This window comes from Winogradskyella sp. PC-19 (assembly GCF_002163855.1).
GTDB lineage: Bacteria > Bacteroidota > Bacteroidia > Flavobacteriales > Flavobacteriaceae > Winogradskyella.
Window position 1 is genome coordinate 1,942,370 of the sequence record NZ_CP019332.1, and the last position, 23,186, is coordinate 1,965,555.

General features: G+C 34.1%; 22 protein-coding genes and 1 tRNA gene. 10 read left to right on the top strand and 13 right to left on the bottom strand.

Annotated elements, in window-relative coordinates:
• Window positions 1-13 precede the first annotated feature (13 nt).
• Both BTO05_RS08855 and BTO05_RS08860 read left to right on the top strand, forming a co-directional pair.
• Complete coding sequence (locus BTO05_RS08855) at window positions 14-2,218, top strand: amino acid permease (RefSeq protein WP_087492322.1); 2,205 nt, start codon at window positions 14-16, stop codon at window positions 2,216-2,218.
• A 49-nt stretch (window positions 2,219-2,267) separates the two neighbouring features.
• Window positions 2,268-4,106 carry a cation:proton antiporter gene (locus BTO05_RS08860; RefSeq protein WP_087492323.1) on the top strand — a complete coding sequence of 613 codons (1,839 nt, stop codon included), beginning with the start codon at window positions 2,268-2,270 and terminating at the stop codon, window positions 4,104-4,106.
• 28 nt (window positions 4,107-4,134) lie between these two features.
• Here BTO05_RS08860 and accC read toward each other — a convergent pair whose 3' ends face one another.
• The 6 genes from accC to pdxA form a co-directional block, all read right to left on the bottom strand.
• On the bottom strand, window positions 4,135-5,484 hold the full coding sequence (gene accC, locus BTO05_RS08865) for an acetyl-CoA carboxylase biotin carboxylase subunit (RefSeq protein WP_087492324.1): 1,350 nt from the start codon (window positions 5,482-5,484) through the stop codon (window positions 4,135-4,137).
• Window positions 5,485-5,565: 81 nt separating this feature from the next.
• Window positions 5,566-6,051 (bottom strand): acetyl-CoA carboxylase biotin carboxyl carrier protein, encoded by a 486-nt coding sequence (accB, locus tag BTO05_RS08870; RefSeq protein WP_087492325.1) that lies wholly within the window; start codon window positions 6,049-6,051, stop codon window positions 5,566-5,568.
• Window positions 6,052-6,079: 28 nt separating this feature from the next.
• Window positions 6,080-7,075 (bottom strand): beta-ketoacyl-ACP synthase III, encoded by a 996-nt coding sequence (locus BTO05_RS08875; protein ID WP_087492326.1) that lies wholly within the window; start codon window positions 7,073-7,075, stop codon window positions 6,080-6,082.
• Between the two features lie 178 nt (window positions 7,076-7,253).
• Window positions 7,254-7,457 carry a 50S ribosomal protein L32 gene (gene rpmF / locus BTO05_RS08880; protein WP_087492327.1) on the bottom strand — a complete coding sequence of 68 codons (204 nt, stop codon included), beginning with the start codon at window positions 7,455-7,457 and terminating at the stop codon, window positions 7,254-7,256.
• Window positions 7,458-7,465: 8 nt separating this feature from the next.
• Complete coding sequence (locus tag BTO05_RS08885; protein WP_087492328.1) at window positions 7,466-8,008, bottom strand: YceD family protein; 543 nt, start codon at window positions 8,006-8,008, stop codon at window positions 7,466-7,468.
• Window positions 8,009-8,087: 79 nt separating this feature from the next.
• On the bottom strand, window positions 8,088-9,128 hold the full coding sequence (gene pdxA, locus BTO05_RS08890) for a 4-hydroxythreonine-4-phosphate dehydrogenase PdxA (RefSeq protein WP_087492329.1): 1,041 nt from the start codon (window positions 9,126-9,128) through the stop codon (window positions 8,088-8,090).
• 93 nt (window positions 9,129-9,221) lie between these two features.
• Between pdxA and BTO05_RS08895 the strand changes: the two genes are divergently transcribed.
• Window positions 9,222-9,812, top strand: coding sequence for a riboflavin synthase (locus BTO05_RS08895; protein WP_087492330.1), 591 nt, complete (start codon window positions 9,222-9,224; stop codon window positions 9,810-9,812).
• A 4-nt stretch (window positions 9,813-9,816) separates the two neighbouring features.
• On the opposite strand, the gene BTO05_RS08900 is transcribed toward BTO05_RS08895, so the two are convergent.
• From BTO05_RS08900 to mce, 3 genes are all read right to left on the bottom strand, one after another.
• The gene (locus BTO05_RS08900) at window positions 9,817-10,047 is read right to left on the bottom strand and encodes a hypothetical protein (RefSeq protein WP_087492331.1); all 231 of its coding nucleotides are present in this window, start codon (window positions 10,045-10,047) and stop codon (window positions 9,817-9,819) included.
• Window positions 10,048-10,346: 299 nt separating this feature from the next.
• Window positions 10,347-10,420 (bottom strand) — tRNA-Ile (locus tag BTO05_RS08905).
• 85 nt (window positions 10,421-10,505) lie between these two features.
• Complete coding sequence (gene mce, locus BTO05_RS08910; RefSeq protein ID WP_087492332.1) at window positions 10,506-10,910, bottom strand: methylmalonyl-CoA epimerase; 405 nt, start codon at window positions 10,908-10,910, stop codon at window positions 10,506-10,508.
• A 62-nt stretch (window positions 10,911-10,972) separates the two neighbouring features.
• On the opposite strand from mce, the gene rbfA reads away from it, so the two are divergent.
• Both rbfA and BTO05_RS08920 read left to right on the top strand, forming a co-directional pair.
• Window positions 10,973-11,365, top strand: coding sequence for a 30S ribosome-binding factor RbfA (rbfA, locus tag BTO05_RS08915; RefSeq protein ID WP_087492333.1), 393 nt, complete (start codon window positions 10,973-10,975; stop codon window positions 11,363-11,365).
• A 63-nt stretch (window positions 11,366-11,428) separates the two neighbouring features.
• A complete protein-coding gene (locus tag BTO05_RS08920) occupies window positions 11,429-12,634 on the top strand; it encodes an FtsX-like permease family protein (RefSeq protein ID WP_198295216.1) in 1,206 nt (401 codons plus the stop codon).
• Between the two features lie 5 nt (window positions 12,635-12,639).
• Here BTO05_RS08920 and dusB read toward each other — a convergent pair whose 3' ends face one another.
• A complete protein-coding gene (gene dusB, locus BTO05_RS08925) occupies window positions 12,640-13,632 on the bottom strand; it encodes a tRNA dihydrouridine synthase DusB (RefSeq protein WP_087492335.1) in 993 nt (330 codons plus the stop codon).
• 70 nt (window positions 13,633-13,702) lie between these two features.
• Here dusB and BTO05_RS08930 point away from each other — a divergent pair, with 70 nt between their 5' ends.
• Window positions 13,703-14,224, top strand: coding sequence for a hypothetical protein (locus BTO05_RS08930; RefSeq protein ID WP_087492336.1), 522 nt, complete (start codon window positions 13,703-13,705; stop codon window positions 14,222-14,224).
• Here the strand turns inward: BTO05_RS08930 and BTO05_RS08935 are convergent.
• Window positions 14,208-14,585 carry a DUF4345 domain-containing protein gene (locus BTO05_RS08935; RefSeq protein WP_087492337.1) on the bottom strand — a complete coding sequence of 126 codons (378 nt, stop codon included), beginning with the start codon at window positions 14,583-14,585 and terminating at the stop codon, window positions 14,208-14,210. The two genes, BTO05_RS08930 and BTO05_RS08935, sit on opposite strands and share 17 nt — an antisense overlap.
• 1 nt (window position 14,586) lies before the next feature.
• Entirely contained in the window at window positions 14,587-15,810 is a 1,224-nt protein-coding gene (locus BTO05_RS08940; protein ID WP_087492338.1) for a M28 family peptidase, read from the bottom strand.
• Between the two features lie 45 nt (window positions 15,811-15,855).
• On the opposite strand from BTO05_RS08940, the gene BTO05_RS08945 reads away from it, so the two are divergent.
• Window positions 15,856-16,971, top strand: coding sequence for a TolB family protein (locus tag BTO05_RS08945; protein ID WP_087492339.1), 1,116 nt, complete (start codon window positions 15,856-15,858; stop codon window positions 16,969-16,971).
• Between the two features lies 1 nt (window position 16,972).
• On the opposite strand, the gene BTO05_RS08950 is transcribed toward BTO05_RS08945, so the two are convergent.
• Entirely contained in the window at window positions 16,973-19,372 is a 2,400-nt protein-coding gene (locus BTO05_RS08950; protein ID WP_087492340.1) for a TonB-dependent receptor domain-containing protein, read from the bottom strand.
• 156 nt (window positions 19,373-19,528) lie between these two features.
• Between BTO05_RS08950 and lepA the strand changes: the two genes are divergently transcribed.
• The 3 genes from lepA to BTO05_RS08965 all read left to right on the top strand — a co-directional run bounded on the left by lepA (window position 19,529) and on the right by BTO05_RS08965 (window position 23,006).
• Window positions 19,529-21,325, top strand: coding sequence for a translation elongation factor 4 (gene lepA, locus BTO05_RS08955; protein ID WP_087492341.1), 1,797 nt, complete (start codon window positions 19,529-19,531; stop codon window positions 21,323-21,325).
• A 64-nt stretch (window positions 21,326-21,389) separates the two neighbouring features.
• A complete protein-coding gene (locus BTO05_RS08960) occupies window positions 21,390-22,520 on the top strand; it encodes an NAD(P)/FAD-dependent oxidoreductase (protein ID WP_087492342.1) in 1,131 nt (376 codons plus the stop codon).
• Window positions 22,521-22,556: 36 nt separating this feature from the next.
• Window positions 22,557-23,006, top strand: coding sequence for a 3-oxoacyl-ACP synthase (locus tag BTO05_RS08965; RefSeq protein ID WP_087492343.1), 450 nt, complete (start codon window positions 22,557-22,559; stop codon window positions 23,004-23,006).
• The last annotated feature ends 180 nt before the right edge of the window (window positions 23,007-23,186 follow it).

Below are 23,186 nucleotides of genomic sequence, written 5' to 3' on the forward strand. Positions count from 1 at the left end.
AAAATAGACCAGCTTGAAAAAACTAAATCGAAGCGTAAACTTAACATCGGCAATAGCCATTAGTATTGGTGGAATGCTTGGAAGTGGCATTTTTGTTTTACCTGGAATTGCAGCTGCAAAAACAGGTTCGTCTATTTGGATTGCATATTTATTAGCTGCTATTTGTATTCTCCCTGCAGCATTATCTAAAAGCGAATTAGCGACTTCAATGCCTTCTTCTGGAGGAACATATGTTTACATAGAGCGAACGTTTGGGCCTGTTTTTGGCACAATTGCAGGCATTGGCTTATGGTTGTCTTTGCTTCTAAAAAGTTCATTTGCATTAGTTGGTTTTGGAGCTTACCTTACAGTTTTAGTGAGTATTGACGAAGGTTTTACAAAATATGCAGCACTCTTTTTTCTACTGGTTATTTTATTCCTTAACATATTTGGCATTAAAAAAGTTGGGAAGGTTCAAATAGTTATTGTGACCATAAGCCTTATAAGTTTAGCGGCGCTTTTAATTTTTGGTTTACCAAACGTAAAGCAAGAGTATTTACAACCCGTGTTTTCTAATGGTAATATCGGTTTAGCTTCAACAGTAGCATTTGTCTATATTTCTTATGCGGGTGTGACTAAAATTGCTGCTATTGCTGGCGAAATTAAACAACCAAATGTTAATTTGCCTCGCGCCATGATTTTATCGCTGGTTATCATGTCATTGATTTATGTTTCTGTTGCTTTTACTTTAGTTGGAAACATTCCTATGGATATTTTAGGAACAGATATCAAACCTATTTACACCATTTCCGAAATTTTAGGCGGCACTTATGTTGGTTACGTGGCAGCTGTAGTTGGTGTCATCACTCTCGTGTCTATGGCAAATTCAGGCGTTCTGGCGGCATCTCGTTTTCCGTTTGCGATGGCAATAGATAAATTGCTACCAGAGTTTATGAGTAAAATTCATTCAAAATACTTAACACCAGTCGTTACTATAGTTATGACCTGTATGGTTATGGCTTTAGTTATTTTGTTTTTAGATGTAGAAAAAATTGCAAAACTAGCCAGTGCTTTTATGGTGATGATGTTTATATCTGTTAACGCTTGTGTAATTGTTTTAAGAGAAACAGCAACACAGTGGTATAATCCTCCATATAAATCCCCTTTTTATCCTTACGTTCAATTATTTGGAATAATAAGTGGTATTATTTTATTGATTTTACTAGGTTTTGTGCCATTATTAGCGATTCTTTTTATTAGTGTTTTAGGTTTTTTAATTTATTTAAAATATGGAAAAAAAACAGCAAGAGTTGGTGTTTTACGTAAATACGGTCGTCGTGCAGCATTGTTTTTGTTATACAAAAGAAAGCATAGAAAAAAACTCACTCAAAGTAATGAGGTTACTATTAAAAAAGAGTTTCTTGATGGCAAATTCTTAGATGATGCTGGTGTTGTTGTTCCGCTTTTGGGAGACGAAACATCTCCTGAAATGTTGGTAGAAATAGGAGCCGCTTTAAATACTAAGGAAAAATTACAAGTAGCTAATATCATCGAAGTACCAAACCAGACATTTTTGGAAGCTGTTGTAGATGAAAACCCAAAGGTAAATGCCTTGGCGCGTCGTTTTTCTAGACTAGCACAAAACAATGAAATCAATATCGATTTTGAATCAGTTGTAACACATAATGTTTCAGATACCATATATGAGTTGAGTGACCAAACCCATTGCGATTGGCTTGTTTTTGGCTGGAATGGTCGTGCTAGAACAGGAATTTTAATCAATAACCCAATTGGTTGGTTAATGACGCATATCAACTCAAATTTCGCCCTATTTAAAGACAACGGTGTTCGCTATATTGGTAAAGTTCTTATTGCGTTGAGACCAGGACGAAATGATGAAAAATTTATAGAAGTTGCTGATAGAATTAGCGAATTTTATGGTGCTTCATTTTCTTTTCTTCGTGTTGTTCATGAAGATATCTCGGATGAAGAATTAGAAGAAATAGAAAATGCTTCAACTAAACTTATTGAAAAGTCAAGTGCAGAATCTAAATTAGTTGTTGTAAAGTCCAACAATTCTATTGATACCATTTCAAAAATGTCAGCATCTTATGATTTATTAATTTTAGGTACTCCACAAAAGGAAAGCTGGACAAGTATGCTTTTTGGAACAGGAAAAGATAAGTTTACAGAAAAATCGGCATGCTCCGTATTGCGACTTACAATTAAAGCAAATTAGCGCTCAATTTGTGGTTTCTTTACTAACTTTACTTCTTTAAAACACACATATGTTAGAATTAGCAGGAATTATCATTTTAGGAATCTTGGCGCAATGGGTTGCGTGGCGTTTTAAGATTCCAGCAATTTTACCTTTAATTTTAATTGGACTTTTAGTCGGACCAATCGCACAAGAGTTTTTATCAGAAGATGGAAATAAATGGATTGAGCCTTTATGGGACGGAGAACGCGGGCTTTTTCCCGGAGAAAGTCTTTATTATTTTGTGTCGCTAGCCATAAGCATCATTCTGTTTGAAGGTGGATTGACCTTAAAACGAAACGAAGTAAAAAACGTTGGCCCAGTAATTACAAAACTAATAACTGTTGGCGCTGTGATTACTTTTTTTGGTGCAGGTATTTGTGCTCACTTATTATTTGGATTGAGTTGGGAATTATCCTTCTTATTTGCTGGGTTAATTATAGTTACTGGCCCAACAGTAATTACACCTATTTTACGAAACATTCCGCTGAAAAAGGATGTTTCAGCAGTTTTAAAATGGGAAGGTATTCTAATTGATCCAATTGGAGCTTTGGTTGCAGTTTTAGTGTTTGAATTTATAAGTGTCGAAGGCGATAGTGGTTTTACAAAAACAGCCTTTATGGAGTTTGGTAAAATAGTGCTCTTTGGTACTACTTTTGGATTTACTTTTGCTCATGGACTAGCCTTTGCAATAAATAAAAAATTAATACCGCATTACTTACTAAATGTGGTTTCTTTGTCCGTAGTACTTCTTGTTTTTGTAGAATCTGAGATTTTTGCTCATGAATCAGGTCTTTTGGCAGTAGTTGTTATGGGAATGGTGTTGGGCAACGGTAAACTTGAAAACCTTAAAGAACTGCTTTATTTTAAAGAATCTTTAAGTGTATTATTAATCTCCATACTCTTTATTTTATTATCCGCTAATATAAATATGGAAGATTTGTATCTACTGTACAATTGGAAAACAGCAGCCTTGTTTTTAGTAGTCGTTCTTATAATAAGGCCATTAGCTGTATTTGTTAGTACACAAGGATCTAATTTAAAACTTAACGAACGCCTATTTATAAGTTGGGTTGGCCCTAGAGGTATCGTTGCTGCAGGTATTGCTTCGTTATTTGGAAGCAAACTTTTAAAGCAAGGTGTAGAAGGCGCCGAATATATTACACCTTTGGTGTTTATGATTGTTTTAGGAACAGTATTGTTAAATGCAACCACAGCACGTTTTTTTGCTAAGATTGTGGGTGTTTTTTTAACAAAATCCGATGGAATTTTAATTGTTGGCGCTTCTAAAGTTTCACGTTTATTAGCTCATTACCTTAATGAAAATGATAGAAACGTGGTTCTTATAGACAGTAATCAAACCAATATAGAGAAAGCAAAAGAAATGGGATTAGAGGCTATATCTACAGACATTTACTCAAACACACTTTCTGACAATATAGAGCTTAATGATGTTGGTTATTTAATGGCCTTAACAGGAAGTCCAGATATAAACAAGTATGCTATAAATAAGTTTAGTAAACAGTTTGGTGAAAATGGAGCATTTAGATTGGTTTCTAAAGAAGAGATGAGGGACAATAATAACAACCCAAAAGAAGGCTTGTTTTCTCACACAGACGATTATGAATCACTAATGAATGTTAGTAAAAAATACCCAAGTATTCAAGAAATAGAAATTGAAAATAAAGAACATTATCAAAACATAATAGAATTAACAAAAGCAGACAAGGAGATTATTCCTATTTTCCTAAAAGACGATAATGACGAATTAATAATTATTTCATCTGAAAATAATCAAACAGAAATTGGAGAAAACTGGAAGCTTGTGTATTTAGGAAAGCCTATTGATGTAGAAGAGATTACTGCATAAAAAAAGACCTCTATTGAGGTCTTTCTTGTTATTTGATTTCTTTTGGCATTTCAAAATCTTCCATGAATTTAGTGGTATAGTTACCAGCCAAATAATCTGGATGATCCATCAGTTCTCTATGAAAAGGAATTGTAGTTTTTATTCCTTCAATTACAAACTCATCTAATGCACGTTTCATTTTATTGATAGCTTCTTCACGTGTTTGCGCAGTTGTTATCAATTTTGCAATCATAGAATCATAATTTGGCGGAATGCTATATCCTGCGTACACATGAGTGTCAAGACGAACACCATGGCCACCGGGCGCATGTAAAACTGTAATTTTACCAGGTGACGGTCTAAAGTCATTATATGGATCTTCAGCATTAATTCTACATTCAATAGAGTGTAAATTAGGCGTGTAATGCTTACCAGAAATAGGAACTCCAGCCGCTACCTTTATTTGTTCTCGAATTAAATCAAAATCGATAACCTGCTCTGTAATTGGATGCTCTACTTGGATACGAGTATTCATTTCCATAAAGTAGAAATTACGATGCTTATCAACCAAAAATTCTACAGTTCCAGCACCTTCGTATTTAATGTACTCCGCAGCTTTTACAGCAGCTTCCCCCATTTTTTTACGAAGAGCGTCAGTCATAAACGGAGAAGGAACTTCTTCTGTTAATTTTTGGTGACGTCTTTGTACAGAACAATCTCGCTCTGATAAATGACAAGCTTTTCCTGTTGAGTCTCCAACAATTTGTATTTCGATATGGCGAGGCTCTTCAATAAGCTTTTCCATATACATATCATCATTTCCAAAAGCCGCCTTAGATTCTTGCCTAGCAGAGTCCCAAGCATCTTTTAAATCCTCTTGCTTCCAAACAGCACGCATACCTTTTCCACCACCACCAGCAGAGGCTTTAAGCATTACTGGATAACCAGTTTCTTTGGCTAGTTTTTCACACTCCTTATAATCCTCGATAACACCTTCGCTACCGGGAACACAAGGCACACCAGCAGCTTTCATTGTAGCCTTTGCGTTAGCCTTATCTCCCATGCGGTCAATCATTTCTGGAGAAGCACCAATAAACTTAATATCGTGTTCTTCACAAATTTTTGAAAACTTAGCGTTTTCAGAGAGAAATCCATATCCTGGGTGAATAGCGTCTGCATTTGTTATCTCTGCAGCAGCTATAACGTTAGCCATTTTTAAATAAGATTCATTACTTGGGGCAGGACCTATACAAACGGCTTCATCAGCGAATTTTACAGGTAAACTATCTGCATCTGCTGTTGAGTAAACAGCTACTGTTTTAATACCCATTTCCTTACAGGTTCTAATAACACGTAGCGCTATTTCGCCTCGATTGGCAACTAATATTTTTTTGAACATAACTTTTTGTTTAAAAATTCAACTTCCAAACACCAAATTCCAAGAATTGATTTTGGGTTAGTGAATTGGAATTTTCAATTGTTATGAAGGGTCAACCAAAAACAATGGCTGATCAAATTCTACAGGAGATGAATCATCTACCAATACTTTTACAATCTTACCTGATACTTCAGATTCGATTTCATTAAAAAGTTTCATAGCCTCAATCACACATAACACATCACCTTCTTTGATGTCTGTTCCTACTTCAACAAAAACAGGCTTGTCAGGTGATGGTTTACGGTAAAATGTACCGATTATTGGCGATTTTATAGTAACGTATTTAGAATCGTCAGTTGCTGCAGTTGCAGGAGCAGGCGTTTCTGCTGTTGGAGCAGGAGCCGCTACTACAGGAGCTGGTTGTTGCATCATAGGGGCAGCTGCAACTGGCATTTGTTGAACGATGGTTGTCTCATTTTCTGAGCCAGTTTTAATAGTAATCTTAACATCATCCATTTCTAACTTAACTTCACTCGCGCCAGACTTTGCCACAAATTTGATTAAGTTTTGAATTTCCTTTAAATCCATAGTATTCAGTTATTATAATTAGTTAGTTTTAAGAATTATAGGCCCACTTGAAATAAATGGAACCCCAAGTAAATCCGCCACCAAAAGCAGCGAATATTATAGTATCACCTTTTTTTAGTTGTGATTCGAAATCATGTAGTAATAGAGGTAAAGTCGCTGACGTAGTATTTCCGTACTTCTGAATATTCATCAGAACTTTATCTTCTTCTAGTTTTATTCTGTTTGCCGTAGCATCAATAATACGCTTATTAGCTTGATGTGCCGCTAACCAATTAACATCATCATTGGTTAGATTATTTCTCTTTAATATGCGTTCCGCAACATCTGCCATATTAAATACAGCGTTTTTAAACACTGTTTTTCCGTCTTGGAAAACATAGTGTGAGCCCTCATCAAAAGTATCTTTATTTATTGGATAAGATGACCCACCAAATTGAGCTCTTAAAAACTCTCTACCTTTTCCGTCGCTCCTTAATAATTCATCTTGAAGACCTAAACCTTCATTATTAGGCTCAAATAGTACAGCGCCACCGCCGTCACCAAAAATGATACAAGTTGCTCGGTCTTTGTAATTAATAAAAGATGAATTTTTGTCAGCACCTATCAGTAGTATTTTTTTGTAACGACCAGATTCAATGTAAGCCGCTGCTGTAGACATACCAAACAAAAAACTCGAGCATGCTGCCTCCAAGTCATAAGAAAAAGCATTTGTTGCTCCAATTTGTGTCGCTGTATAAGCAGCAGTTGAAGCTGCTTTCATGTCCGGAGTTGCTGTAGCAACTATGACTAAGTCTATTTCCTTAGGGTTTAGACCACTTTTTTCTAATAGATTTTCTGCTGCTTTGATAGCTAGAAAAGAAGTGCCTTTGCCTTCTTCTTTAAGTATACGTCTCTCTTTGATTCCCGTACGTGTAGTAATCCATTCATCATTAGTATCTACCATTGTTTCTAAAACTTTGTTAGATAAAACGAAATCGGGAACATAGCCTCCGACAGCTGTTATAGCCGCTGTGATTTTACTCATTATTAGCTTTTAGATTAATTAAAAGTATCGAAAAATGATTAAAATGAGCCATTTTTAGGGCATTTTCACCATTTTTAGGCAAATAATTATGCAAATTAAGTGGTTTTTGAGTGATTTGTGGCATTAAAACAAAAAAAACGCCCAAATGTGGGCGTTTTATTGTATGCACGCATAATACTTATGCTAAATTCTCTTCTTCTGTAGAGTTATCTATAAGAACTTGGCCTCTGTAATAAAGCTTACCTTCATGCCAGTGTGCTCTATGGTAAAGGTGAGGCTCACCAGTAGTAGGGCAAGTTGCAATTTGAGGAACAGATGCTTTATAATGTGTTCTTCTTTTGTCTCTTCTTGTTCTAGATATTTTACGTTTTGGATGCGCCATTTTAAATGTTATTTATCCGTTAATAGTTTTTTTAATGTATCCCAACGAGGATCTGTATCCTCAGTGTTATTTTCTTCTGTTTTCCCTTCTTCAGGGCTTAATTCTTCTAATTTATTTAATATATCAGATTGTAATGTGCCGTCTTCAATACCTGGATGAACTTTTTTTGCTGGTACAGCTAAAACTACAAGTTCGTAAATATATTGAGCAACATTGATTTGATATTCTCCATGAGGTACAATTAATATTTCTTCATTGTCATTATTGTAGTCTTCACCAAACTTAACTACAAGCTTAAAAGAATCTTTAATATCTAAATTAAAAGGTTCATTTGTAACATCACAGTTAACATTGATGGTGCCATTGACGGTGAAGGTGAGCTCTAAAAGTGTTGTTTTCTTTTCAAAAAGAAGGTCAACTTTTAGGTCTGCCTCATTAAATTCATCATAATCAAATTCTAAAAAGAACGCATTATCAACTTGATAATCAAAATGGTGCTCTCCTACTTTTAGCCCTACAAATTGTATTGTATACGCTTTCATTGCTTTCATTATCACATTCATTTTGAGCGTGCAAATATAAAACTTTTTTCTATATAGAGGTCTAGATATCAACAAAAAATGTTAATATCTATCGCGACATTTTCTTTAAAGGGTTTTTAGAGTAAAAATTATAATCCTTACGTCGCCTAAAAATCTCAATTGCTGTAAACATTGCACGTTTAAAAGAACTTTCATCAGCTTGGCCTTTACCTGCAATTTCGTAAGCTGTGCCATGGTCTGGAGATGTTCGAACTTTATCTAAACCAGCTGTAAAATTAACACCATTACCAAAGGTTATTGTCTTAAATGGAATTAATCCTTGGTCATGATAAGAAGCGATAACAGCATCAAATTTTTGATAATTATCGGAGCCGAAAAAACTATCTGCAGAATATGGTCCATAAACTAAACTGCCTTCTTTTCTTAATTTTTCTAAAGAAGGTTTTAAAACTGTATCGTCTTCATTACCAATGACTCCATTATCACCCGCATGAGGATTAATGGCTAATACTGCAATTTTTGGTTTTGTTATCGCAAAATCTTGTTTTAGAGAATTCGAAACAGTTGTTATCTTTTTGCGAATTAAGTCTTCGGTAATATGACTAGGAACATCTTTTACTGGGACATGATCTGTCAAGAGTCCAACTTTAAGGTTTTCTGAAACCATAAACATTAGACTATCACCGTCCAATTGTTGATTAAGATAATCGGTATGACCAGGAAATTTAAATTTGTCTGATTGTATATTGTGCTTGTTTATGGGTGCTGTAATTAAAACATCGATAGCGTCTTCTTTTAAAGCTGAAACAGCAGCTTCTAAAGATTTAATAGCATATTCGCCAACTTTTTTATTCTCTTGCCCAAATTGGATATTAACGCCTTCTTTCCAAACGTTTAATACATTGACTTTTCCGTGGGTAAGTTGGTTAATAGAGTTTATTTCATTAAAATGAATTTTACTCGAAAAGTGACGTTTGAAGAAATTCATAACTTTTGAAGAAGCAAAAATAACAGGCGTGCATAAGTCTAATGAGCGACTATCTTCGAATGTTTTTAGGATAATTTCGGGACCAATACCGTTGAGGTCACCTATGGATATACCAACTTTTATAGTGTTTTCTTTTTTCACAAAAGGGATTTTAATATTAACGTGGCTTTATAAGCTTAGTACTTTTTTGTCCTTAACTTTGTAGTACAAATTTAACCATTATAAAATAGAATTATGTTTACTGGGATTATTGAAGATTTAGGAAATGTAAAGGCACTAAATAAGGACAAGGATAATTTACATATTACTGTAAGAAGTAATATTACTGAAGAATTAAAAATAGACCAGAGTGTAGCTCACAATGGTGTTTGCTTGACTGTGGTTTCTATTGATAAAGACGAATACGTTGTAACAGCCATCAAAGAAACTTTAGATAAAACCAATCTTGGTCAATTAGAAGTCGATACTACCGTAAACTTAGAGCGCGCCATGAAATTAGGAGATAGATTAGATGGTCACATTGTTCAAGGGCACGTCGACCAAACAGCAGTTTGTGAAAATGTAAGCGAACAAAATGGGAGTTGGTCCTACACATTTAAATATGATGCATCTTTGAATAATGTAACAATAGAAAAAGGTTCGGTTACTGTAAATGGAGTTAGTTTAACTGTAGTTAACTCTAAAGTTAATGAGTTTTCTGTAGCAATAATACCATATACCTATGAGCATACTACTTTCAAAAATCTTAAAAAAGGAAGTTTGGTTAACTTAGAGTTTGATGTAATTGGAAAATATGTAAAGCGCTTAAATGATTTAAGAGCTTAATTACTTAGTTGAACTCTGATTGTCTATTATTTATAATATATACTCCATAAATAAGAGCAGCTACAAACAAGAAAATGATATAATTGTCTATAGGAAAGCCTGGTCCTGGAGGTGGTCCACCACCACAAGGCATTGGGTCTGAACAACATGGCGCACATGGGCTACCACTAGGACAGCCTGCACAAGGCCCTTGTATAAAGAGTATTAAATTGTAGATTAACGGGGGAATCTTCATTTTTAATTATAAAAGACTAACGCAAATGTAAAAAAAAAAGTGTGCTGCCAAAGTTTTATTTCAAAAAAAACGCCACAAAACGCAAAAAATATCGATAAAAAACATTTTTTTGAAGAAAAACAATGAAAAAGTAGTCTTTTCCTTACAATAGAATTATTAAATTAATAGCTACTGCTAAAATATTATAATTGTTAGATATTATATTAAAGAAAAAGAAAAGCTATCAACATTAATAATTCTCAAATTGTTAATAGCATAAAAAAACTGCTTCAAATGAATGAAGCAGTTTTATTTGTCTGTGGTCCCACATGGACTCGAACCATGGACCACCTGATTATGAGTCAGGTGCTCTAACCAACTGAGCTATAGGACCTGATGGCTTAGCCAACACTCTTCACAAGTAAAGAGTGTGCAATATTACTATATATTTATAAACTCTACAAGAAAATTGTTTCAATTTAATCGTCAATATCTTGGCACAACTCAATAAGAACGCCGTTTGTTGATTTTGGATGCAAAAAAGCAATCAGTTTATTATCGGCACCCTTTTTTGGTTTTTCGTGTATCATCTTAAAACCTTCGTTCTTTAACCTTTCTATTTCTTCTTCGATATTACTAACAGCAAAAGCAATATGGTGAATGCCTTCCCCCTTTTTTTCTATAAATTTTGCAATTGGACTATCTTCTGAGGTAGCTTGTAGCAATTCAATTTTATTTGGCCCGCATTTAAAAAAGGAAGTCATTACACCTTCGCTTTCAACAGCTTCAATTTTATAATGAGGTTTTCCAAATAGTGCTTTGAATAAGTCATTTGAGCTTTCAATATCCTTTACAGCAATACCAATATGTTCTATTTTTTTCATTGTGACTTCAATTTTGTACTGTAAAAATACTATAATACTTAAATAACATCTACTTTTGCAAAATGGAAAGTAATAGACAAAAAAAGATAGCAGGAATTCTTCAACAAGATTTAGTTGACGTTTTACAACGTGCCGCATCTGAAGGCGGAATGAAAGGCATAATTATCTCGGTATCTAAAGTTAATGTTACTGTAGATTTGTCAATCGCAAAAGTATACCTAAGTATTTTTCCGAATAAAGAAGCTGAAGAATTATTAAAGGGAATCCGTTCTAACACACCATTAATACGTCATGAATTAGCGCAACGCACACGCCATCAATTAAGACGTATGCCAACATTAGAGTTTTTTATTGACGATTCTTTGGAATATATAGATAATATAGAGCGTTCATTAAAAGGTGAAGAAGACCCAATTAAAGACGAAGATTTATTAGGTCGAAGAAAAAAATCATAACTCTTTTCTAAAAGCATTGCCTCACCGTCTATTTATATTAATTTTATGCGTAGACATTAGGTAATGAACACATCATTTTACATAGCAAAGCGGTATTTGTTTTCCAAAAGCAGTAATAATGCCATAAATATTATGAGCTTTATTGCTTCTGGTGGCGTTATCGTGGCTTCGGCGGCACTGTTGATTGTTCTTTCGATTTTTGCTGGATTAAAAGAATTCAGTTTAGATTTTTCGAATTTTACTGATCCTGATTTAAAAATTTTACCAATAGAAGGCAAGTCCTTTATCCTTTCTGAAAATGATTTAAAAATCATAAACTCTATTGAAGGTATCTCTGCTACTTCAAAAATAATTGAAGAACGTATTGTTATTAAATCTGAGAACAAGAACCTATTAGCTACCTTAAAAGGAGTTGATGAGCACTACCAATCCGTTACTCAAATAGACAGTATGGTCTCACAAGGCAGCTGGTTTTCTCCCGGGAACAACGATGTCGTTTCAGGTATGGGAATTTCAAATAATCTGTCTTTTGGGTTATTTAATTTTATGAAACCGCTGACAATATATGTGCCCAAACCAGGAAAGGGTCAAAGCAGTAGTTTATCAGGTTACTTTAATTCTGAAAGGGTTACTAATGTTGGGTTATTTAGTGTTAATGAAAATTTAGATAATGAATACATATTTGCTGATATAGGCATGGCACGTTCGTTATTAAACTACGAGGCTAATCAAATTTCTGCAATCGAATTTAAACTAAACCCAGAAGTCGACCAAGATGAAGTGAGAGCAGCTATAGAAGCGCAATTTCCTAATAAGTTTCTTATAAAAAATAGAGAACAACTAAATGATGCCCTATTTAAAATGTTGAATACTGAAAATCTAGCTGTTTATTTAATTTTCACTTTAGTTATAATTATCGCTTTATTCAATGTCATAGGCGCAATAATCATGATGATTTTGGACCGAAAAAAGTCATTAAACACCCTTTTTAATATGGGTGCAGAACCAAAAATGATTAAATCTATTTTCTTTTTGCAAGGCACATTAATGACTGTTCTAAGTGGTATTGTAGGTATTATAATTGGTCTTATAGTTATAGTATCTCAACAGCAATTTGAATGGATTATGCTCACATCAGATTTTCCTTATCCAGTAAATCTTCAACTATCAGATGTGATTATTGTTATTGTAACGATTTTTGGTTTAGGTATAATTGCCTCAAAATTAGCATCACAACGCATCACAAAGGATTTGATAAAAATGGCTTAGATTTTTTAAGCAAATTGATGGTCACCAAATTTCTCTAGAGCCTCATCAAAAGCAGCAAAAACATCTTCTGATGCATCGCTAGTAACCATTTTCATACGGTAAGGTTTAAAATCTGGTATGCCTTTAAAGTAATTGGTATAATGACGACGTGTTTCAAAAACCCCAAGAACTTCGCCTTTCCAATCAATCGACATTTGTAGATGTCGACGTGCAGCTTCCACACGTTCCTGCATAGTGATTGGCCTGTAATGCTCACCAGTTTCAAAAAAGTGTTTGACTTGTTTAAAAAACCATGGATTACCAATCGTAGCACGTCCAATCATGGCGCCATCAAGCCCATAACTGTCTCGCATTTCGGCAGCACGTTCAGGTGTATTTACATCACCATTTCCAAAAATAGGAATGTGCATCCGAGGATTATTTTTAACTTCAGCAATAGGTTTCCAATCGGCATCGCCTTTGTACATCTGTGCGCGAGTTCGTCCGTGGATTGCAATAGATTTGCATCCAACATCTTGCAGTCTTTCGGCAACTTCCACTATTTTAATAGAATCGTGATCCCATCCTAAACGTGTTTTTACCGTAACTGGTAAGTTAGTGCGTTTTACCATTTCGGCAGTGAGTTTTTCCATTAAGCAGATATCTTTTAAAATACCTGCGCCCGCACCTTTACTCACTACTTTTTTTACAGGACAGCCAAAGTTAATATCAATGATATCTGGCTTCGATTTCTCTACAATATCAATGGTTTGCAGCATACTTTCCATGTTAGCACCAAAAATTTGAATACCAACAGGACGTTCTTTTTCATAAATATCCAGCTTCATAACGCTTTTTGCTGCGTTGCGGATTAATCCTTCGCTGCTTACAAATTCGGTATATACAACGTCTGCACCTTGTTCCTTACATAATGCACGAAATGGTGGGTCACTTACATCTTCCATTGGTGCTAAAAGCAATGGAAATTCGTCTAATTCTATGTCGCCTATTTTCACCAAATGTTTAATAATTTGGTGCAAAATTAGGGTTTTTTAGGTAATTCTTTAAGATTGATATAAATTAGGAGCTATGAAATACTTTTTTTCCATTTTTTTAGTAATTGTGTTTGTTGGTTTTGGAGAATCGCAAAGCGAAAAAGAAACTAAAAAACTGCGTTTTTCTGACTATAAATTAGAGTATCCGAGGACTTGGAAAAAGAAAGACTTTTATGGTTACATTCTGTTAAACCGAGAAGAAAATGGTAAATCCTTAAAAAGAGATGTTCAGGTCACAGTTTTTCCGAATCAATTAAAACAAGTTTTTGATAGAAGAAAAATTAAAGATTATTTAATTGAACATGCAAACACGTTGTTTCCACATGAAATGAATAAAACCTTTCTTATTTCGTCGGTAGCCACAGGAAGTAAGTACATGTGTAAAATAGAGTATGAGCTATCACTTGATTATTCTGAAAACACATATAAAAAAGTAGAATATATTAGGCTAGAAAATTCAAATTTAAAATTCTATAGATACATGGCTAAAAGTGAATTATACGACAAATACTATAACGAGGCGATGTCAATAATCAATTCTATTGAGAAGCGATAGACTTTAATACCCAAATACCATAAACCCCAAGTGCCAACTCTCCTATGGTTCCATAAATATATAAGTCTGAAGGAACACCATCTAAAATTATACTTAGTAATCTTCCTAAAGCCATTGGCAGCATAAAACAGACATGACTAATTAACGCTGGTTTATAAAACGATTTCATAAAAACCCCGAAAGTCCACAACGTAACAAACCCAAAATACAAACCCATTATGGCTTTGTTAAAATTGCTTTCGTCTAAAGTTTCGGGTTGGATTTCTAAAAAAGAATTAGGATAAAATCCATAGCTCAAACCAGCACTGAAGACAATAGGTATCGATATCCAAAGGTGTATGTTGTACTTTGTGATTTTCAAATTAAAATTTCACTGTCGTATCTATAACTTCTTCGTCACGCTTTACAGTGATTTTGGCTTCTTGGCCTTTGTCAAAAACAGATAGAGCGCGCATATAGCTCATCATGTCAGTAACAGTATTATCGCCTAGTTTAATAACGACATCACCTTTTTGTAGACCTGCTGCAAAAGCAGGTGTATCTTCACGCGTACCATCAATACGCATTCCTTTCCCATCAAATAAATAATCTGGGACAACACCTAAGCCAACTTTAAAACGAGGTGTTTCTTCGCTTTCGTTTTTAGTTTTTCTGAAAGCCATTTTCCCATTATCGTTAAGATCGTCGATGATTTCAAAAATGTAATCTGAAATTAAATTCATACCATCATAATTCAGCTTTTCAGAATCATCGCCAGGCTTATGGTAATCTTCATGCTGCCCTGTAAAAAAGTGTAATACTGGGATGTCAATTAAATAAAACGATGTGTGATCACTTGGACCAACTCCACTTTCGTTTTCAATCAATTTAAATTTATCATTATTGGCTTTTAATGTCTGATTAAACATAGGCGAAGTTCCTGTACCGTAAACGGCTAAAGTACTGTCTTGTTTCATGCGACCAACCATGTCCATGTTAATCATGTAGTTAATGGATTTGGCTTCAATCGTAGGGTTTTTAGAAAAATAATTAGACCCTAATAATCCCATTTCTTCTCCTGAAAATGCCATAAACAAATAGTTATTTGCATCTTTAGTTTCGGCGTGGTTATTTTTTACATTTAATCTGCTAGCTAAATTTAGCATAACAGCAACACCACTAGCGTTGTCATCAGCACCATTATGCACAGCTTTATCTTTCTCACGATAAAGTGAGCCTTCGCCACCATAACCTAAATGGTCGTAATGCGCACCTATTATAATAGTATTTTCAGCATTATTATTTATAAAACCAAGAACGTTTCTGCCAGTAATTGTACTATCCGCATTGGTTGTAAATTCAACTTCTTTATGTGGGTCTGTCTTTGGTTTAAAGCTGAAATTTTGTAAAAAACCTTCAGTGCCTTTTGGAGATAATCCAATTTCTTTAAAACGGTCTACAATGTAATCCGCTGCTAATTTTTCGCCTTGTGTACCAGTTTGCCTTCCTTCAAATTTATCATCTGCTAAAATATATACATCTTGTCGGATTTTATTTCTACAAGAAAAACAGAGAAATACAAGTATTAAAATCGTTATTCTTTTCATGGCTTATCTTATTTTTGTGCAAAATTAGGCATTAAATATTACAGTATGAAAAAGCTTTTCTTGAGTCTTTTAATAGGAATTTCAATTGTTTCGTGTAAAAATGAAAGCGAAAAATCAGATAAGGTAGCGGTTCAACCTGAAGAAAAACAGTTAGTTGCAGGAAATGATTCTTTAATTTATCCTGAAGAAGTTCATTTTAAATCTATAAGACAAGTCACGTTTGGTGGCGATAATGCCGAAGCGTATTGGAGTTTTGATGATAAGCAATTGGTTTTTCAATCAAATAATGCTGCTTGGAATGTTGGTTGCGATCAAATGTTTTTGATGGATGCTAATGAAACATTTAAGGATAAAACACCACCAATGATAAGTACAGGAAAAGGCCGAACAACATGCGCTTATTTCCTACCAGACAACAAGCATATTATCTATGCATCTACGCATTTGGAGCAAGATGAATGTCCTGACACACCATTGCGTAAGAACGGAAAATACATCTGGCCAATTTACGACAGCTATGATATTTTTGTGGCTGATTTAGAAGGCAATATTGTAAAGCAATTAACTAACGAAATTGGTTACGATGCCGAGCCTACTGTATCTCCAAAAGGTGACAAAATTGTTTTTACATCAACCAGAAGTGGTGACTTGGAATTGTACACAATGAATATTGACGGTAGTGATGTAAAACAAATCACAAATGAATTAGGTTATGATGGTGGCGCATTCTTTTCGCCAGATGGAAGTCAGTTAATTTTCCGCTCGTCAAGACCAAAAACGGAAAAAGAGATTAAAGAATACAAAGATTTATTGGCAGAAGGACTAGTAGAACCAACCGAAATGGAATTATATATCTGTAATGCTGATGGAAGTAATTTACGACAACTTACAGATTTAGGAAACGCTAATTGGAGCCCATTCTTCCTACCATCAGGAGACAAGGTATTATTCTCATCAAACTTTGAGGCAGAGCGAGGTTTCCCTTTCAACTTATACATGATTGATACTGACGGTAAAAATTTAAAAAGAATCACTCATGGTGAAACGTTTGATGCTTTCCCTGTGTTTTCTAATGATGGAAAATATTTAGCGTTTTCAAGTAACCGTAATAATGGTGGTGGACGCGATACAAACTTATTTATTGCTGAGTGGCAAGATTAATTTATTGTAAATCTTTGATTCTATCACGCTCTTCAGCATCTGTAGCACGCTCATTAGTGCTTAGTTTCGTGTTTCCAAATTTGTAGCGGAAGCCAAGTTTTACAAAGCGGTTGTCAATATCTACAAATTGCCTATTAGACTGGTTGAAATAATTTGTTGAAGATTCAGCATCTTGATAGTTAAAAATATCTTCAACACTTAACGAAATAACACCCTTATTTTTTAAGACACTTTTAGTTAAGCTAAACTCTGAAAATAAGCGATCTTCTACTGTAGATAATTGCTGTACATTTTTACCAACCCAAGTTAATGTCAGGGATAAGTTTAAACTATTATCTTCTAATAGAGATAGTGTGTTTTGTAGAATACTATAATTAGACCACTGACTTAAATCTGTAAAGCCTTCGCTAAGGTTTGCTTCTTCAGTAATATTAAAAAATGACGTTACAAAATATATACTCCATCTGTTTTTGGGATAATAAAATGAGAAATCAAAACCGTAGTCAACAGTTTTATCAAGATTTGTAGGTGTATAAGCAAGGATATTTGTGTTATTATTTTGTCTAGGCAATTCATTAATTGCACCGTCATAATTAATGTAATAGGCTTCAACAGTAAAGTATTCTAAAAAACTAGATCCTACAACAAAATGGTCCTGAAAAGTTGGTTGTAAGTCAGGTTTTCCGACAACAATTGTATTTTCATTTATGAAAAACGTAAAAGGATTTAACGACGTGTAACTCGGTCTAGTAATACTACGTTTATAATTTCCGTATAAGCTAAAATTATCTGAAAAGTTATGAGAAATACTTGCATTAGGAAACCATTTAAAATAGTCCTGAGTATTGGTTTGATTTAATGTGGGCGAAAAACCATCAACATTGGTTTGTTCGGCTCTTAAACCGACAACTATATCCCATTTTTCCCAGGATTTACTATAGTTGGCGTATGCAGCAAATACATTCTCGTCATAATTAAATATGTTACTATTGGCAGTATTTATAACTTCAGAACCGTTAATAACATCAACTCTTGTAATGTCACTTTCTGTGTTAATGTTGCTAAACTTTAAACCAGTTTCAAAAGAAGATGAATCATTTATAGGTAAACTATAATCGATTTTTGCTGTGTAAATATCCGTATTCTGATTGGCAACGGTATTAAATTCAGAATCGGGTTGATTTGAGTTGTTTTGGAAAACTGCCTGATTACGGCTGTAATTGTAAATTGTGTAGTGTCCATTAAAAGAAAGACGACTTCCGTTATCAAATTCTGTGCTTAGGTTTAAATCAGAGCCAATATTAAATTTATCATCACGTGATAAATTATTTGCAGTAAAATTTTCTAAAAAATTAGAGTTTGCATCATTTATATCAGTAAGATTTAAAATACGGTATTTGAAATAGGGAGTAAACAAAGCAGTACTTGTGAGGCTTAGCGTTGTTTTATCACTCACGTAATAATCAAAATTAATATTAGCATTATGAGTTTCTGTTTTGGTGTTGCGATCAATATCAGAATTCCAAATTTGATTTATATTTCCATTTGAGTCAAAATAATCAATACCATTTTCTTCTTCTCGATTAATTTTCTGGTTAGTGTAACTGTAATTTAGATTCAGATTTATTTTATCATTTTTAAAATAATGACTTGTAGCCGCATTATATCTCGGAAAAGCACCTTGTGTGTAGTTTGTAGCAACACTTCCACGATAACCAGTTACTAAGTTTTTGCTCATTATAATATTAATTACAGAGCCACTATCTGCATCATAACTTGCAGGTGGATTTGTAATCACATCGACAGATTTAACACTATTAGCTGGTGCACTCTCTAGGAGCTGAATCAGTTCATCCGAAGTCAATTGCACACGACGATTATTTATAAATACCGTGGCAGGAGAACTTTTAATATTAATACTTCCTTCTGAAACAATAATTCCCGGTGTGCTTTTTAAAACCTGAAGCGTAGAGCCTTCCGTTAATGCAGTATTTTCAATATTAAAAGTTAATCGGTCTGGTTTCCTTATAATAGTAGGGCGTTTTGCGTTAACTGTTACTGCTTCTAAAGTTTCAGAATCTTCAACTAAGACTATGTTTTTTAGCCGCACATCACCTTTTATTTCCACAGTTTTTTCTATAGTTTTAAAACCAATAAAACTTATTTTTAAAGTATAGGTTCCATCAGAAAGTGAGGTGAGTTCAAAAACACCATCATCGTTAGAACTAGTGCCTTTTATAAATATTTCAGTATCTAAAGAGAATAGAGTAATATTAGCAAAAGATATAGGTTTTTGTTGTTCATCCACAACTTTACCTGTTAAGGTAAGCTCTTGCGAGAACGCAAAAATGCTGAACATAAAAAGGACAGCAGAAATTAGGGGCTTTAATCTGATTGACATTTTAATTAGTTGAAGTCTGCAAGATATAAATAGTTTTTTACTTTAAAACGAAGAAAATCGGCAGTTAACAGTGATTTTCTTATAACTTTTGATAGGCGAGAGGATTATAAAAGAATTATATTTGCAAATCAAAATTGCATTTAGAAAGAGAGTTACATGAAGAACATCAGGAATTTTTGCATCATTGCGCATATTGACCATGGTAAAAGTACACTTGCCGATAGGTTACTCGATTATACAGGTTCGGTTACAGCACGCGAAAAACAAGACCAATTACTAGATAGTATGGACTTGGAGCGCGAACGTGGGATTACAATTAAGTCCCACGCCATACAAATGGATTATGAATTTGAGGGAGAACAATATGTTTTAAACCTAATAGACACTCCTGGCCACGTTGATTTCTCCTACGAAGTATCACGTTCTATTGCTGCTTGTGAAGGCGCTTTACTTATTGTAGATGCGGCTCAAAGCATACAAGCTCAGACGATTTCTAATTTGTATTTGGCTCTGGAAAATGACTTAGAAATTATCCCTGTTTTAAACAAAGTTGATTTACCAAGTGCCAATCCAGAAGAGGTTACGGATGATATTGTAGATTTATTAGGTTGTGATCCCGAAGAAGTAATCCACGCAAGTGGAAAAACAGGATTTGGAGTTGATGACATCTTAAAGGCTATCATCGAACGTGTTCCTGCGCCAGAGGGTGATCCAGAAGCACCTTTACAAGCCTTGATTTTTGATTCGGTTTACAATACATTTAGAGGTATTGAAACCTATTTTAGAGTTTTTAATGGTGAAATAAAAAAAGGACAAAAAATAAAATTTGTCGCTACAGATAAAGAATATTTTGCAGATGAAGTAGGTACTTTAAAGCTTAATCAAATTCCAAAGCAAAGCGTCAAAGCGGGTGATGTAGGCTATTTAATTACAGGAATTAAAACAGCAAAGGAAGTAAAAGTAGGAGATACCATTACCGATTTTGCAAACCCGACCACAAATATTGTTGAAGGTTTTGAAGACGTAAAACCAATGGTATTTGCAGGTATTTACCCTGTTGATACAGAAGATTATGAAGAGCTTCGCAACTCTATGGAGAAATTACAACTTAATGATGCGTCTTTGGTATTTCAGCCAGAAAGTTCTGCAGCTTTAGGTTTTGGTTTCCGATGTGGATTTTTAGGCATGTTACACATGGAAATTATCCAAGAGCGTTTAGAGCGCGAGTTTGATATGACGGTAATTACAACCGTACCTAACGTAAGTTATCATGCTTATACCAATAAAAATCCTGACGAAGCATTTATTGTCAACAATCCAAGTGATTTACCTGAGGTTACAACTGTAAATCGTGTTGAAGAACCTTACATAAAGGCGACTATAATAACAAAATCTGATTTTGTAGGTAATGTGATGAGCTTGTGTATCGAAAAGCGAGGCATGATTATAAATCAGACCTATTTAACGACCGAACGTGTTGAGCTTATTTTTGAAATGCCACTAGCGGAAATTGTATTTGATTTTTACGATAGGTTAAAAACGGTTTCTAAAGGTTATGCGTCTTTTGATTATTCTCCGATTGGGATGAAGGTCTCAAAATTAGTGCGTCTAGATGTACTATTAAATGCTCAGCCAGTTGATGCGCTTTCTGCATTAATCCACGCTGATAACGCACATAACATTGGTAAAAAAATGTGTGAGAAGCTGAAAGAATTAATTCCGAGACAACAATTTGATATTCCGATTCAAGCAGCAATTGGTGCTAAGATTATCGCTCGCGAAACAGTAAAAGCACTTCGTAAAGATGTAACTGCAAAATGTTATGGTGGAGATATTTCTCGTAAACGTAAGCTTTTAGAAAAGCAGAAAAAAGGGAAGAAACGTATGCGTCAAGTAGGAAATGTAGAAATTCCACAGCAAGCATTTATGGCGGTTTTAAAGTTGAATGATTAAAATCACTATTCTAAAAATATATTTTATAATTTGAAGCCTCTATTTTAGAGGCTTTTTTTGTTCTATGAACTTATCCTATTGGGAAATAAAATCTTGGTTAACCGATGTCGACTTTACAATCGTTGGCAGCGGTATTGTTGGTCTCAACTGTGCTTTGCAACTTAAAAATCGTTTTCCAAAAGCTAAAGTTTTAATCTTAGAAAAAGGCATACTGCCACAAGGCGCGAGTACAAAGAATGCTGGGTTTGCTTGTTTTGGAAGTTTAAGCGAGCTTATTGAAGATTTAAAAACACATTCAGAAGCTGAGGTCTTTAATTTAGTTAACCAACGCGTTGAAGGCTTACATTTGTTAAGACAAACACTTGGAGATGACAATATCGATTATCAAGAACTCGGCGGCTACGAGTTGTTTACCAAAGCAGATGAAGTACTTTATGAAGAATGTTTGCAGCGAAAAGACGCTATAAATAAGTTACTCAAACCAATTTTTAACACATGTGTTTTTAGTTTTAAAGAAGACAGTTTTGGATTTCAAAACATCCAATCAAAACAAGGCTTTAATCAATTTGAAGGTCAGATTGACACAGGTAAAATGATGAGCGCTTTATTACAATTAGTATATCAAAAAGGTATTAAAATATTAAACGCAACTACGGTAGAATCATTTTCAGAAGACTCAAATTCCGTAAAAGTAAAAACCAATCACTTTGAGTTTACAACAAGTAAATTATTGATTGCAACAAATGGTTTTGCTTCTAAATTATTGGACGAAAATTTAAATCTCGATTATCGAGTAAAACCAGCAAGAGCTCAAGTGTTGATTACAGAACCCATAAAAAACTTAAAAATTAAAGGCACATTTCATTTAGAAAAAGGCTATTACTATTTCCGAAATATTGATAATCGCATTCTTTTTGGAGGCGGGCGACACCTTGATTTCAAAGCGGAAGAAACAACAGAGTTAGCGCAAACAGAACTTGTAAAAAACAAGCTCAAAGAACTTTTAGAAACGACAATTTTACCCAATCAAAATGTAAATATTGACCAATATTGGTCTGGGATTATGGGAGTTGGTTCTCAGAAAAAACCAATAGTTAAACAATTAAGTAATAATGTGTTTTGTGGTGTTAGACTTGGTGGAATGGGTGTTGCTATTGGTAGCTTAGTTGGTAAAGAATTAGCAGATTTAGTGTAGAAGTAATAATGATTATTTTTAGTTCATATTAAGATAATGAATATCAAAAAACAATTATATAAAGAATCTGAAACAATTCTCTACAAACGTTTAGAAGTCATTCAGCATACTATTTCTGATATTCAAAAAGCATTACAATCCGAAACTAAAAGTTCTGCAGGAGACAAGCACGAAACTGGTCGAGCGATGCTACAATTAGAACGCGAAAAAGCAGGTAATCAATTAGCAGAATTACAAAAACAAATAGAACTACTTCACAAAATAAATACTGAAGCGTTGCATAACAAAGCCGTACTAGGTAGTATTGTAAAAACTACAGAGTTAAATTACTTTATTAGTGTAAGTGTTGGTGAAATAAAAATAGAACATGAATCTTTTTATGCGATTTCAGCCGCAACACCAATCGGAAGACTTTTAATTTCTAAAGAAGTAGGTGATGTAATTCAATTCAGAACGCAACAATTCAAAATTATTGAAGTTTTGTAAGTCTAACCACTACATTTTAACCATTAAATGATTTTAGTTTTCATAAGCGTTTAAGAGTATGTTGTCATTTCGACAGAGCGAGGAACGAGTGACGAGAAATCTCATAAATTAAGAGATTCCTCTTCGTACCTCATTCGGAATGACAAACGATTCTTAGGAAAGAGTTTCATTTGTTTTTTG